Raw genomic sequence first — 13,030 nt, 5'->3', positions numbered from 1 at the left:
CAGTTTCCAAACGCACTTCATGACAGACAGGAAAAACCAGCATGATGACCTATGAAGAATATCTGGATGAAGTCACGACTTTAATGACAGAGAGATTTGACCTCAGCGACGATGAAGCCATCAAACATGTGATGCGCGCCCAGGCCGCTGAGTTTTTTAGCAAGCATGACGATATTCCGGAAATGCGCACCCAAGAGCGGGCAGAGCAGGATGCCAAGACGATTTATGACATGCGCAACAAATCACGCGGTCATGCTCCAGTCAAGCTGGTAAAAACTGGCGGCAAGCCCCGCAAAGCCTGAGCACGCTGACCGGATGAAAACACCAAAACGACTGCTGCCCCTGCAGGAAGAAGGTTTGATCGACGAAGTCATGCGCCAGCTCATGAGTGGCAAGGAAGCCACTGTGTATGTCGTGCGCTGTGGCGAGGAAATTCGTTGTGCCAAGGTCTATAAGGAGGCCAGCCAGCGCAGCTTTAAAAATGCTGCCTCTTACCAGGAAGGCCGCAAGGTCAAGAACAGCCGTCAGGCCCGCGCCATGGAAAAAGGCACGCGCTATGGCCGCAAGATGCAGGAAGAAGTCTGGCAAAACGCCGAGGTCGATGCTCTGTATCGCCTGGCTGCTGCCGGCGTCAAAGTTCCTAAACCCTATATCTGCCATGAAGGCGTATTATTGATGGACCTGGTGACAGATGCCGATGGCAATGCCGCTCCCCGCCTCAACGATGTCGAATTGACGCCAGAACTGGCACGGAAATACCATGCCCAGCTATTGCACCAGGTTGTGCTGATGTTGTGTGCTGGTGTCATCCATGGTGATTTGTCTGAATTCAATATCCTCGTCGATGAAGAAGGACCAGTCATCATCGATCTGCCACAAGCGATTGATGCCGCCAGCAATACCGAGGCTGGCGTCATGCTGGAACGCGATGTGAACAATCTGGCGACGTACTTTGGCCAGTTTGCGCCAGAACTCAATGGCAGCAAGTTTGGCAAGGAAATCTGGAAGCTGTTCACCGCAGGCTTACTGACACCCGAAACGGTATTGACTGGCATCGTTGCACAAGACACCCGCCCGGTTGATCTGGGCGCTGTCATGGAAGAGATTGAGTCAGCCATCTTTGAAGAAAAAGAACGGCAAAGGCGTTTGCTGGAAATGTAATCCTTTAATTATGTGGTGGCGATAATTTCCAGGCTTGATAGGAACTCTCGCCCTTGATCCTTGTCCATCCTTTACATTGGTAAGCAAATGCAATTGTTTAGTACAGGGAGATGAGTATGATTATAGGAAGTTGTTTTCACCTTCGCCACGTCAGAAAAGAGGATGTTACGGCGCTGACGGATATGATGAATCACCCCGATGCCAAGGGTGATTTCTTATCTCAGGAATTGCTATTGCCAGGTGCGGCAGAGAAGAAATTTGACGATGAATCACGTTCCAAAGAGCAGTCGGAGACGTTGTTAATCATCGATGAAAACGGCAAGATGATAGGCCGTGTTTTTCATTTCAAGACGGTGCCATATTTTAATTCCCGCGAAATCGGCTATGGCATGTTTGTCAAAAACCTGCATGGCAAAGGCATCATGACCGAAGCTGTGAAATTGCTCAGGGATTATCTGTTCAGTACCATGCTGATCAACCGCCTTGAAATCCACATGAACACTGACAATATCGCTTCAGAAAAAGTGGCGGTCAATTGTGGTTTTCAAAAAGAAGGCGTCGCACGCGGTGCGATTTTTACGCGCGGCAAACACAGGGATATTGCCATGTATGCCCTGCTCAGGGATGAATGGGAAAAACTGGCGTAGTCAGTTTAGTTTCATCACGCTTCATTTCTTAACCGGATAAATCTTGAGCAAAGCAGTATTGATTTTACGCATTTGCTCAGTCGTCACATCCTTGCTGCAAACGATGTAACGGTTCAAGCCTGAAGGCATGCCTTGCAAATCCATTTGTGTGGTCTGGTTCAGGCTTTCTTCCTTGTCTTTCAGGTATTCCCAGTCTTCCCTGTCTATCAACATATAGGATGCGCGGTTGGCTGCAACCATACGTGCCATGATCATGGGCAGGGTAGTGCTGCGTTCGACTTTGTTCTTGGTGGTGACGAACATCGCATCAAGTTCAGGGCCATAAGAAACGGCATCAACGATGCCCAGTGTCAGGCTGGGGTCAGACATCAGGGACTTCAATGTCGGATGAGCGGCGACCAGTTTGGTAGCAACAGGGCTGACCAGCAAGGTATGCGGCGGGTCAGTATGAAAAATCTCGGAAAACTGCACCAGTGCTTCTCTCTCGGCGATTCTGTACCAGCCAAATGAACAATAGTTTTTGGTGCCACCAGAAAAATTACTCCAGATACGTTTTGCCGGTTCTTCGACAAAACGATAGGGGATTTGAGCGTTGCTGAAAACCTGTTTGGCACGTTCCAGTAGCACACCTTTTTCTACGCCATTTTCCAGGTATTGATGGGGCGGTTTGATACGCCATGCAACAGTGATGGCATCTTGTGCAAATACATTTTGAGCTAGTGTCAAGATGCCCGCCGTACATATCACGCCCGTTAACTGGTAAAGATTCATTTTATTATCGCCAGATGTTTGATTCATTCTAAGCGATCAAATGACACTGCAAGGGGATTTCAACCCTAAAAGACGGGGAATAAATGTAATTTTTGCTTCAGAGATACATTTTTCATGATTGTCTGCGATACTTGTAGGCCACAGCGTCAATCACTGACCCTGCGGCCTGCATTTCAAATTTTCTTCCAGCGCACCATAAAAATCAAATGCGACGGAATACAAGACTGGCATTGACACCACCAAAGCCGAAGCCATTGGAGATTGCATAGTCCGTAGCTATTTTTCGTGCCGATCCGGAGACTATGTCTATGCCCGCCGCTGCCGGATCAGGCTGCACCAGGTTCAGTGTCGGCGGTGCGATCTGGTCGCGCAGGGCAAGCACGGTGAAGATCGCTTCCACGCCACCAGCCGCACCGAGTAAATGCCCGGTCGAAGATTTGGTGGCAGATACTGCGGGGCCGCGGCCTGTTCCGAATATCGCCCTGATGGCAGCTAGCTCACTGATGTCGCCTACTGGCGTTGATGTTGCGTGGGCGTTCAAATGCCCTATCTGTCCGGGTATTAGTCCGGCTTGCCGTATCGCCAGTTCCATGGCGCGCCGGCCACCGTCGCCATCGGCTGGCGGAGACGTCATGTGATACGCGTCGGCGCTGGTGCCATAGCCCAGCAGTTCTGCAATCGGCGTGGCGCCCCGGCGCAATGCATGTTCGAGTTCTTCGATAACCAGCATGCCTGCTCCTTCTCCCATGACAAAGCCATCACGCTCCATATCAAAGGGGCGCGATGCCTGTGAGGGATGTTCATCAAAGCTGGTGGACATGGTTCTTGCGGCAGCGAATGCGCCAAAGCTGACGCGGTCTATACAGGCCTCGGCCCCGCCACACAAGGCAATATCGGCTTCGCCAGCACGTATCAGACGCGCTGCGTCGCCAACCGCCTGCGCACTGGCGGCGCAGGCGGTGACAGGTGCGCCTAGCGGGCCACGAAAGCCATGGCGTATGGAAATGTGCCCGGCTGCCATATTGGCCAGAAAACTCGGGACGGTAAATGGGGAAAGCCGTTTTGGTCCGCGACCATCAGTGGTTCTCACGGCATCGACGATAGCACCGAACCCGCCCACACCCGAGCCGACGATGGTTGCCGTCCTTTCACGTTCGCTGTCGGTGCCGGGCTGCCAGCGTGCCTGGTTCAAAGCCTCTTGCGCTGCGGCCAGGGCAAACAGGCTGAACCTGTCCATTTTCTTGTGGTCCTTGGGTTCCACAGAGAGGGCAGGGTCGAATCCCCACGGACGGTCTGGCGATAAGTCCGGCACGAGGCCAGCAACTTTGGCTGCAATCCCTTCAGTGACTTCTTCAGGCAGTAAAGCCAAGCCTGAATGTCCATTCAAGAGACGTTGCCATACAGTTTCGACACCGCAGCCCAGCGGCGACACGATACCCATGCCTGTCACGACAATTCGTCTTGTGTTCACATCATGCTCCTGTTTTGATCAATGAAAATGCGCAGATAGCGATAAGCAAAATACGCCATGCAGCGGCCAAGCACACACCGCAGTTGCCGTAGACATCATGGATAAGTATAGGTTGGTAGTGAAAAAAGAATCGGCACATCACGCCAATGAATATGCAAAATGCGCCATAATGAGAGAACTATGACGCTATCCTGGCAAAGCACTCTTACTGTTTCAGCCCATTTCCTGCATGGCATGCTGCACTTTGTGCGCACCCATCATGGAGAAAAAGTGGCAGCGCAGGTATTGGCGAGCGCGGCTATTCCTCAGTCTCTGCTGCAGCAGCCTGATGCACGGCTGACGCGTCAGCAGTACGTCTCGCTTTACAGGACAGTAGCGGCGACACTGGATGACGAGATGCTGGGGCTGTGGTCCCGGCCTATCCGTACGGGTACCTTGAAATACCTGATGCTCAGCCTGCTGGACGCGCCGACGGTGCTGGTCGCCTTGAATCGTTTTGTCCGCTTCTGGAATTTGTTGCTGGATGATTACCGGCTGCAGATTTCAACCAAAAATAATCTGGTAAGGCTGGCTCTGGCAGAAAGAACACTTGGTACGCAGGTCACGCCACTCGGGCATGAGTTGATGATGAAGCTGATACACGGCATCGCGTCCTGGCTGCTGGGCAGGGAGATCAACCTGCACCGTGTCGAGTTCAGCTTCGCCAGACCCAGGCATGCGGATGACTATGCCTTCCTGTATCCAGGTGAGGTGAGCTTCGATGCTGGCATGACCGGCATTTACTTTTCATACCAGGACTGTGCTGAACTGTTCAAACGCGAAAAGCACGAGCTATGGGCATTCCTGAAACGTGCACCGGAAGACTGGACCTTCAGTGCATGTCATCGCGCTTCGGTAGCCGCCAAAACGCGCGAGTATCTTGAGCAGCATATCGCCCAGCCAGTGACAATACAGGATCTTGCAACCGCATTGCATACTTCCGTGCGTACGCTGAACCGTCGATTCGCTGAGGAAAGAACGCATTTCCAGGCGGTGAAAGATGGATTGCGACGGGATATTGCAGTGCACAGGTTGACAAACTCGAACACGGCAATAGCAGCGCTGGCCTTTGATCTTGGCTTTTTCGACGCCACTGGTTTTTGCCGTGCATTCAGACATTGGACCGGCAGTAGCCCTTCTGATTATCGAAAGGGCAGCCGTCAGGATGAGTGACGATGAGAAAAGGCCACTACTCTCAGATATGACAAAGCCGCGGTGCTGATCAACGCTGATCAGCACCGCGGCTTAATTTTTATTGCTTACTTTGCGTACTTTGATTATTGACGAACTGGCTTCTTGGCACCTGTGGCGGCACTGGATTTGGCCTTGTAGGATGGTTTTCCGTTATTGGCCGGAAACCCAGGGCCTTTCTTCAAATTGGGCGTGGCTGGAAATGGGAATTTCACAGCAGACTTTTTCTCAGTGCTGGCTGCAGGTTTGCTGTCTGCTTTAATTGACACTGCAGTGTCTGGCGCTTCAGCTTTTGCGGCGGGCTTTTTAGCTGGGGTAGTTTTCTTGTCCAAAGTTTTTTCTATTGTAGATGTCGTTGTTGCTGGCACTGTTGGCGTAATGACTGGAACAGGCGCAGCCGGTGCTGTTTCAACTATTGTACTGGTTTTCAAAGGTTTTTTTGCTGCTTCAGTTTTGGCCGGTTTGCTTGATTTTGTCGCTATTGGTTTGATCGCTTCGGGTTTGATCACAGTTGGCTTCACCTCAACTGGTTTTACTTCAGTTTTTACAGCCGGTGCTTTGGCAGCGACTTTGGCTGCTGGTTTATCTGCCATTTTGGCAACAGATTTCGGCTTCGCCGGTGCTTTTGCCGGTTTGACTTCTGGCTCAGTCAGTAAAGTTAATTGCTTGGTCGCTGCGATAGGTTTGGCTGCGATTTTTTTGACCAACGGTTTTGTCGCCGCAACAGATGCAGCTTTGACGGCTGGAGTAACAACTGATACCGTAGCAATTGCAGCCTTAGTAACTATAGCTGGAACAACTGCTTCCGCAGTATCTTGCTTGCTGACGATTTGCCATAATCCTGCCCTGGTATCACTGTTGATGCTTGCCAGTTCGCGGCCATAGGACAGGATTTTTTCAAACTGTGGCTGAGCTTGCGAGCGGCCCAAGTCCAGTAATTGTTGCGCTTGTGTGGCAGCAAGCAATTCATGGGTCACGCTATTCGCATTTTCCAGAGACTGTTTGGCGGTATTGAAATTCAGGGCGATCAGTTTTTCCAGACCGCCAAAGGCCAGTTGTGACCACGCCTGGAAAACGGCAATTTGTTTCGCCAATTGGTTCTGGGCAGCAGATGATAATTGTTCAGTAAGCAAAGACATGAAACTCTCCAGAGTAGGGATGAAGCATCAATAAGATAAGGTAGAAATTTTTAAAACGATATTTCGCTTTAAACAACCAAAAAAATGACGCAATGCAGCATTATTTGTTAATAACGCATTTTAGCGCTTGCCTGCTTAATTTGTAAGCATTATTTTTGCATCGCAATATCTGTTGATGAAATATTGCTGTATTGAAGAAAAATCAAGGGACGCTGAAAGTTTGGGCCAGTCTGCTTTGCCTAATAGCAAATACGGCAATTAACGAAATACGGCAAATCCGTCAGAATAAATAGCTGGCACTGAATACCAGTCTGTTGCGGGAATTGTTCTGGTACTTTCCTGTGCTGTAACTTTGCTGTGGTCTAGTGATGCCGTAAGCCAGTTGCAACTTCCAGGAAGAGAAATTGCTGCCTACGCCTATGCGCACATCCACGCGATTGCGGTTGACCAACCCGACTTTACCGTCTGGATAAACTAGCCAACCTATGTGGGAAAACAGATCCAGATGTTCTTGCAACTGGTAGTCTGTATTGGCTTCCAGATACAGACTTTTTGCATTGAGGCCTATGTAATTGGGCGAGTAATATATTCTTGCGCTGAGATTATCGAACATCAGACCGGTAAACACTTCACCGTAATTGAGGTCGGTAGATTTGGGGACAAGTGCCGCTATAGCGCCAGACTCCCAGATCAAACCGCTGCGCAGCCGTTGAGAAAATCCCGAATACAGCAAAATTTGTTCACCGTCGCTGCTATTCCCATTCAATTTAACTTTTGAGCCGAAAGCACCAGCATACCAGCCGTCTGGCGCATCATAGACCAGGTTTAATTGCGCCACTGGCTGCGCATTACTCAGCGAGATACCGCGATAGCTATAGTCAGATGCAAGCGTGATACTGCCACTGACTTGTGCACATGCCTTGCCAGCAACAGCAAAGATGGAAAAGACCAGGATCACACAAAATTTAAGCAATACCATTCCTTAATGAAGATACATGGGACATAACGTATGTCTGCTAGGGTTGATGTGCTGCCGTTGCTGAAGAGGGCGTCAAATGGCAAGAGCAGGCACATTTATTTGTCAGTTTGCTGAGAGTGGCACACAAGTTGACTTGCCCACTGATATTAGCGTCACCCTGGCTCACCGGATTAACCACCAGGTCAGCACGTATTTGTGCGAGGCTGGCTGATGGCTTCAGTTCACTGAGCAAGGCCATCATGCCCGAGATATGCGCGGCTGAATAAGATGAACCAGAGACAAAGCTCCAGCGTGCCCCCGGCGCTGTCGTAGGAATATCACGCCCCGGCGCCACGAGTATGTCATTCGCCAGCAAGCTGGTTTTGCTGTCTGCCACCGCAAACACGCCGGGATGTGAAGCTGGGAAACCGCCATCAGCACGGTTGGGGTCCATGGCACCGACTATCTTGATATTGCGGGAAATGGCAGCATCCAGCAATTGCTTCAACAGGCGGTCAGGCGGGCCAGACAAACTCATATTAATCACTTGCGCACCCTGTGTCAGGGCGAAATTGAGTGCCTTGCCCAAGGTGAAGCTATTGCACCTGGTTTTATTTTCTGGTTCTTGCCAACAGGCCCTGAGTGCCATGACATGCGTATTCGGGGCGATGCCCTCTATACCTATACCATTACCAGCACGCGCCGCGATAACGCCAGCCACGCCGGTGCCATGATTCTCGCCCACATAGGGATTACCATCGATGAAATTTTGATTGAGCGAGATTTGCCCGGCCAGATCAGGGTGCTTGATTTCTACCCCGCTGTCGATAACGGCGACTACCACATTGCGGCCAGTCGCAATCTTGCGTATCTCATTAAGCTGCCAGTATTTGTTCGCGGGTTGGACCGGGAACAGAGGGTCGCTTTTTGCCTGTGCATCAAAGGTATTAATGGTCTGCACCCAGGCCACGCGCACATCCTTGCTCAGGCTGGCAATGGTTTGTTCTTCATCTATGGCATCGCTTTCTTCCATGACAAAGCAATCCACATTCAGTACTGGCATGGGCCAGTCTTCCAGCAGCTTGAGGCCATGCGCGCGTGCCAGTTCTTCAGCGATACGGCGGCGTGCGGTGCGGCTGACATCATTGCTGTATCCGCCGCTATAACTGACATCCGGGCGAAAATGTGGTGCTGGCAAATGCAGCATGACCAGTATCCGGCGTTTGACTTCAGATGCTTTGGCTGAGCTCTGTTCCTGATCAACTGCACTTTCAGCGCTGGCCAGCTTGCTGCCTGACAACGCTGTCAATGCGAGAAAAAAGCAAAGACCGAATTGACTCAGGCTATTACTCCAGCGAGGTTTCATTTTGTATCTCCCGAACCCAGGGATTCAACCAGTTCTATCCCCGCTTCAGAACGCAGCTCCTTGATACTTTGCGCCAGCCTGGCATCATCGACATTAAGTAAATAGGCATTGGTGACCGTGGGGCCATCAATGATGCGGGCGTCGTTGATAGACATGATGCGCTGTATATCTTTGACGGTTGTTTCAGGTTTAAACACAACCACGATATTACCGGAAGAACGCTCACCGTTGCCAAGTACGCGATAACTGCTGTCGTCCTGTTTGGGCAGCGCCATAAGCGCGACCAGTCCAACAATGACGGCGGTTTGGGTGACCATGACTGCCATTCCCCAGCGCGTGGCAGTCTTGTCTTCTCTCTTGAACATGGACAGCAAACGCGCCAGGAAATTATTTGAATGTTTGGCCGAGGTTGACTGCACCTGCTTATCCAGCCTCGGTAACAGGCGGGCGAGGGCTCTATCCACATTGGGAACTGTGCTTGCCGCCGGTTCACCAGCCTTCAGCTTTTGTTGCCATTGCAGATCATCCTGACATCCAGTACAGGTTTGCAAATGCGCTCGCACCAGTTGCTGTTCATCAGGCTGCAGGGTATTGACGACATACCAGGGCAGCAAGTCCTGCACCTGGCTATGGGCAGCTTCATCATGCGGATGAAGCTGGTTTGTTTTCGTGTTCATAAAATTTCCTCCATGCTGTTGGAAAGCATGAGTCTCAAACGCTGTCTGGCGTGGAACATCCGGGTCTTGACGGTATTGACCGGGCACTCCATGGTTTCAGCAATTTCCTTGTATCCCATCTCATGGTAGTAAGTGAGGCTGACGACTACGCGTTGTTCCATGGGCAGGGCACGCAGGGCACGGTTCAGGTCAGCATCGAGCTGCTGGGCTGACATCTGCTGCTCTGGCTCGTACCTGGTTTCTGCTGCATGATGCTCAAAATTGGATTCGATTGCTTCATCAAAATGATGTATCGCCTTCAAAGCCTGGCGATAGGCTATCGCAAATATCCAGGTGGATACGCGAGAAGTATGGTTAAAGCTGGGTGCTTTTTGCCATACCACCAACATCGTATCGTTGACTATTTCTTCTATCAAATGCGTATCGCGTGTCATCTTGTCCAGAAATCTGGCCAGCCTGGCAAAGTACAGGCGATACAAAGCCTCAAACGCCTGGCGATCGGCGTTTGCAATCAAAGTGATCAATTCAACTTCCTGCGCTTCCGGGGTATCTGTACGTTTCTTGTCAGTTTTACCTCGCCATCCCCAATTCTCAAACATGCCTGCACTCTCCTCGATTAGCTGTTAATACCTGCTCAGGTAGAAAAGGTTCATGACAGCTTAAAAAATTTTGAAATCAGGCTGATGAGGATTTGTTGTTTAAATGATACTTATCAATGCTATTGGTCTGTTCACCGGATTGCGTCAAGGCGCAAGCACCTTCACTGAGTTACTGATTGTAGCGCATCGTATGACGCTATTTTCTATCTTCTCCCACCATATCTCCACTTCAAATTTTCTTCGTAAAAATTCTCCCGCAAGTCCACAAACTGCGGACTTTTTTCTCGCCTTAAAAAAATATTTAATTTTTCTTTGAACCAATGTCGATGATTGGCGTATTAACCGCTTGAAACAAACGGAGAAGTCTATTTTTTTCATATGCTGAAAAAAACTTTTTTCTATCTACCAGCATTGCTTATCAATGAATCTCATCTCTCCTCTTTTTGTTCAGCAAGCGATGTGTGGAAATCAGTTGTGGACAGTGGATGTGACAACTCTCCTGCGGCTCTTGTTGCTGTCTCCGGTTCTTGAAGAACTGGTCGTGCGTGCCGGTTTGCAGCAATACCTGATAGGACGGTTTTATCAGTCGGGTAGCTATATAAAGTTAATGCCGGTGTTGCTATCAGCAATGGCGTTCGGCGTTTTGCATGTGGCATCAGGCTGGGCAGTAGTATCGGCAGTTTTTTTACCGGGCTTGATGCTGGCGATGATGTATCAAGCTACGCGTGACTGGCGCTTGTGTGCGTTGATCCATGCCGTATTCAATGGAATGGCTCTTGGTGTTTGCATGCAGTAAAAATTTTAATCATTGAAGGGAAACTATGATGAACTTGCATTTTCGTTTTATGCGCCTGCTGAGGCAGGGTGTTGTGCTGGGGGTTGCTTTGGCTGTGAGCATATCGGCAGCCCATGCTGCTGACGCCCTGAATGGCAAAAGCCTGTACTTGAACGGCCCGACTGCTGGCGGCACCAGCTGTACTGCCTGCCATGGTGCCAGTCCGGCCAATAACGTGAATGGCATTTTGCGCGGAGCGAATAATCCCACGGAAATCAGCAATGCTTTTGCACAGAACAAAGGTGGGATGGGCAGTTTATATAACAATAAATTCAGCCAGGCTGAAATTGCCGACCTCGCTGCATTTATCGGTAACCCTGCCGTAGTAGCCGGGCCTATCGCCACAGTGTCGCCCGCCAGTCTGGTGTTTACCGGAACCACTGTAGGCCAGACCAGCATTGCCTTGAGTACTACTCTCAGCAACACCGGATCTGCTGCCTTGAACATCACTTCGATTGCACTGACAGGTGGATCAGCTACGGACTTTACTCTTGCTGGCGGTAGCTGCGCAGGTGGCAGTTCACTGGCACCAAGTGCCAGTTGTACCGTGCTGTCCACATTCAAACCGACAGCGCAGGGTAATCGTACTACCAGCATCAGTATCAACCATAATGCAACAGGCGGTGTTAGCCTGGTTACGCTGAGCGGTACTGGAAATGCCGCTGCCCAGGCTGGACTGACAGTGTCAGCCAGCAGCCTGAATTTTGGTACGCTGCTGGTGAATGCGGCTTCTGCTGCGCAGACGGTTACGATCAGCAATAGCGGTCAGGCAGCGTTGAATTTCAGTTCCATCGCTTTGAGCGGTGCCAATGCAGGTATCTTTGTCGTAGGTGGCACTTGCAGTACACAGACTGCGGTTGCCGCAGGCGGCCAGTGCACCATCACCTTGCAAGCAACACCGGCCACTGCAGGTGCTTTTGCAGCAGCATTGAATATCGCCAGCAATGCCTCGAACGGCAATGCTGTCATCAGCCTGGCAGGCAGTGCAGCAGCGGCCACGCCAGCCATTACCGCAACACCCAGCGTGCTTGCCTTTGGTGCGCAGACAGTAGCTGGTTCACCAGTGACACAACAGATCAGTTTGTCCAATACCGGTAATGTCGCACTGACTTTCACGTCAATCAAAATCAGCGGTGCATCTGCAATTACGCTGGGTGCAGGTAATACTTGTGGCAGCAGCCTCGCAGTTAGCGCGAGCTGTAATGTGCCTGTGGTATTCACACCGACGGTCGAGGGGGATGTTAGCGCCAGTCTGGCTGTGACATCAAATGCTGCGCCATTGCAGGTAGGCATTACAGGCACGGCGACCAGACAGGCGGTTGCGAAACCAGTCCTGTCAGATACCGGCACGGTACAGTTCAGTGACACACAAGTTGGCACCAGCTCTGACAAGCATACGACCACGCTGAGTAATACCGGTACTGCGGCACTGAAAATCACCAGCCTGGTTTTGAACGGCAGCCAGCTCAATGACTTTTTATTGGCAGGTACATGCGCCGTGAATGGCACGCTTAGCCCGGCAGCCAGCTGCACCATCGATACCAGCTTCAAGCCTGGCAGTGCTGGCAGCAAGGCAGCAAATGTCTTGCTGGTGACCGATGGTGGCGCGCAACTCAGTCTGGGACTGGCAGGCACTGGCATAGCCATCCCTGTCAAGACTGTTACGTTGAATATCAATCCACAATCCTTTGATTTTGGCTCAACCACGATAGGTAGTGTCAATTTGGTGAAACGCTTCACGCTGACCAATCCGGGTGCCAGTGCCATAGCGCTGACAAATGTGGCCTTCAGCGGTGCATATACAGCGGTGGTGGATAGCTCATCCTGCCCACGCTTCCCGTTCAGCCTTCAGGCAAATACCTCATGCGAACTGGCAGTCAGTTATGCACCAACAAATGCAGGCACCAATAATGGCGGCGTCGTCATCAGTTCTTCTGACACCAGCGCAACCTGGAGCATAGCCTTCGCAGGTACTGCGGTGAATGCTGTCACCCCAACGGTGACAGCCAATGCACCAAGAAATGAAGGCGGCGGTGGTTGCTCGGTTGCCCGTGATGGTAATGACCCCATGTTGCCTGTCCTGATGATACTGGCTGCTGCTGTCGTCATCTGGCGCAGGAAGCAGGCGCGTCGGGCCAGATTACAAGATTAATCAGTAAGGCCGGACTGCGGTCCG

13 protein-coding genes are annotated in these 13,030 nt (G+C 51.0%); 6 read left to right on the top strand and 7 right to left on the bottom strand.

All coding sequences use genetic code 11. The annotated features are described in order from the left end of the window. The first annotated feature begins 44 nt into the window (after positions 1–44). From ACO0LG_RS18370 to ACO0LG_RS18360, 3 genes are all read left to right on the top strand, one after another. Positions 45–302 (top strand): hypothetical protein, encoded by a 258-nt coding sequence (locus tag ACO0LG_RS18370; protein WP_423029206.1) that lies wholly within the window; start codon positions 45–47, stop codon positions 300–302. A gap of 13 nt (positions 303–315) precedes the next feature. Next, positions 316–1,161, top strand: a complete 846-nt coding sequence (locus tag ACO0LG_RS18365) for a PA4780 family RIO1-like protein kinase (RefSeq protein ID WP_423028966.1) — start codon at positions 316–318, stop codon at positions 1,159–1,161. A gap of 110 nt (positions 1,162–1,271) precedes the next feature. Continuing rightward, positions 1,272–1,808 (top strand): GNAT family N-acetyltransferase, encoded by a 537-nt coding sequence (locus ACO0LG_RS18360; RefSeq protein WP_423028964.1) that lies wholly within the window; start codon positions 1,272–1,274, stop codon positions 1,806–1,808. Positions 1,809–1,829: 21 nt separating this feature from the next. Here ACO0LG_RS18360 and ACO0LG_RS18355 read toward each other — a convergent pair whose 3' ends face one another. Together ACO0LG_RS18355 and fabF are read right to left on the bottom strand one after the other, a co-directional pair. Beyond that, the gene (locus ACO0LG_RS18355) at positions 1,830–2,534 is read right to left on the bottom strand and encodes a hypothetical protein (RefSeq protein WP_423028962.1); all 705 of its coding nucleotides are present in this window, start codon (positions 2,532–2,534) and stop codon (positions 1,830–1,832) included. A 247-nt stretch (positions 2,535–2,781) separates the two neighbouring features. After that, positions 2,782–4,050, bottom strand: coding sequence for a beta-ketoacyl-ACP synthase II (gene fabF / locus ACO0LG_RS18350; protein WP_423028960.1), 1,269 nt, complete (start codon positions 4,048–4,050; stop codon positions 2,782–2,784). 180 nt (positions 4,051–4,230) lie between these two features. Here fabF and ACO0LG_RS18345 point away from each other — a divergent pair, with 180 nt between their 5' ends. Beyond that, positions 4,231–5,262 carry an AraC family transcriptional regulator ligand-binding domain-containing protein gene (locus tag ACO0LG_RS18345; RefSeq protein ID WP_423028958.1) on the top strand — a complete coding sequence of 344 codons (1,032 nt, stop codon included), beginning with the start codon at positions 4,231–4,233 and terminating at the stop codon, positions 5,260–5,262. 104 nt (positions 5,263–5,366) lie between these two features. On the opposite strand, the gene phaP is transcribed toward ACO0LG_RS18345, so the two are convergent. The 5 genes from phaP to ACO0LG_RS18320 all read right to left on the bottom strand — a co-directional run bounded on the left by phaP (position 5,367) and on the right by ACO0LG_RS18320 (position 10,019). Continuing rightward, positions 5,367–6,419 carry a TIGR01841 family phasin gene (gene phaP, locus ACO0LG_RS18340; RefSeq protein ID WP_423028956.1) on the bottom strand — a complete coding sequence of 351 codons (1,053 nt, stop codon included), beginning with the start codon at positions 6,417–6,419 and terminating at the stop codon, positions 5,367–5,369. Positions 6,420–6,699: 280 nt separating this feature from the next. Next, positions 6,700–7,392, bottom strand: coding sequence for a TorF family putative porin (locus ACO0LG_RS18335; RefSeq protein WP_423028954.1), 693 nt, complete (start codon positions 7,390–7,392; stop codon positions 6,700–6,702). A gap of 43 nt (positions 7,393–7,435) precedes the next feature. Beyond that, entirely contained in the window at positions 7,436–8,743 is a 1,308-nt protein-coding gene (locus ACO0LG_RS18330) for a S8 family peptidase (RefSeq protein ID WP_423028952.1), read from the bottom strand. Beyond that, entirely contained in the window at positions 8,740–9,420 is a 681-nt protein-coding gene (locus ACO0LG_RS18325) for a zf-HC2 domain-containing protein (RefSeq protein ID WP_423028950.1), read from the bottom strand. Before ACO0LG_RS18325 ends, ACO0LG_RS18330 begins: the two co-directional genes overlap by 4 nt. Continuing rightward, positions 9,417–10,019, bottom strand: a complete 603-nt coding sequence (locus ACO0LG_RS18320; RefSeq protein ID WP_423028948.1) for an RNA polymerase sigma factor — start codon at positions 10,017–10,019, stop codon at positions 9,417–9,419. Before ACO0LG_RS18320 ends, ACO0LG_RS18325 begins: the two co-directional genes overlap by 4 nt. A 487-nt stretch (positions 10,020–10,506) precedes the next feature. On the opposite strand from ACO0LG_RS18320, the gene mrtJ reads away from it, so the two are divergent. Both mrtJ and ACO0LG_RS18310 read left to right on the top strand, forming a co-directional pair. After that, a complete protein-coding gene (gene mrtJ, locus ACO0LG_RS18315; protein ID WP_423028946.1) occupies positions 10,507–10,815 on the top strand; it encodes a JDVT-CTERM system glutamic-type intramembrane protease MrtJ in 309 nt (102 codons plus the stop codon). Positions 10,816–10,843: 28 nt separating this feature from the next. After that, the gene (locus tag ACO0LG_RS18310) at positions 10,844–13,006 is read left to right on the top strand and encodes a choice-of-anchor D domain-containing protein (protein WP_423028944.1); all 2,163 of its coding nucleotides are present in this window, start codon (positions 10,844–10,846) and stop codon (positions 13,004–13,006) included. Positions 13,007–13,030: the final 24 nt, after the last annotated feature.

The organism is Undibacterium sp. Ji42W (genome assembly GCF_049340405.1).
Lineage (GTDB): Bacteria > Pseudomonadota > Gammaproteobacteria > Burkholderiales > Burkholderiaceae_D > Undibacterium.
Note: the sequence above shows the minus strand (reverse complement) of the source record. Positions and strands in the feature narration are given on the sequence as shown.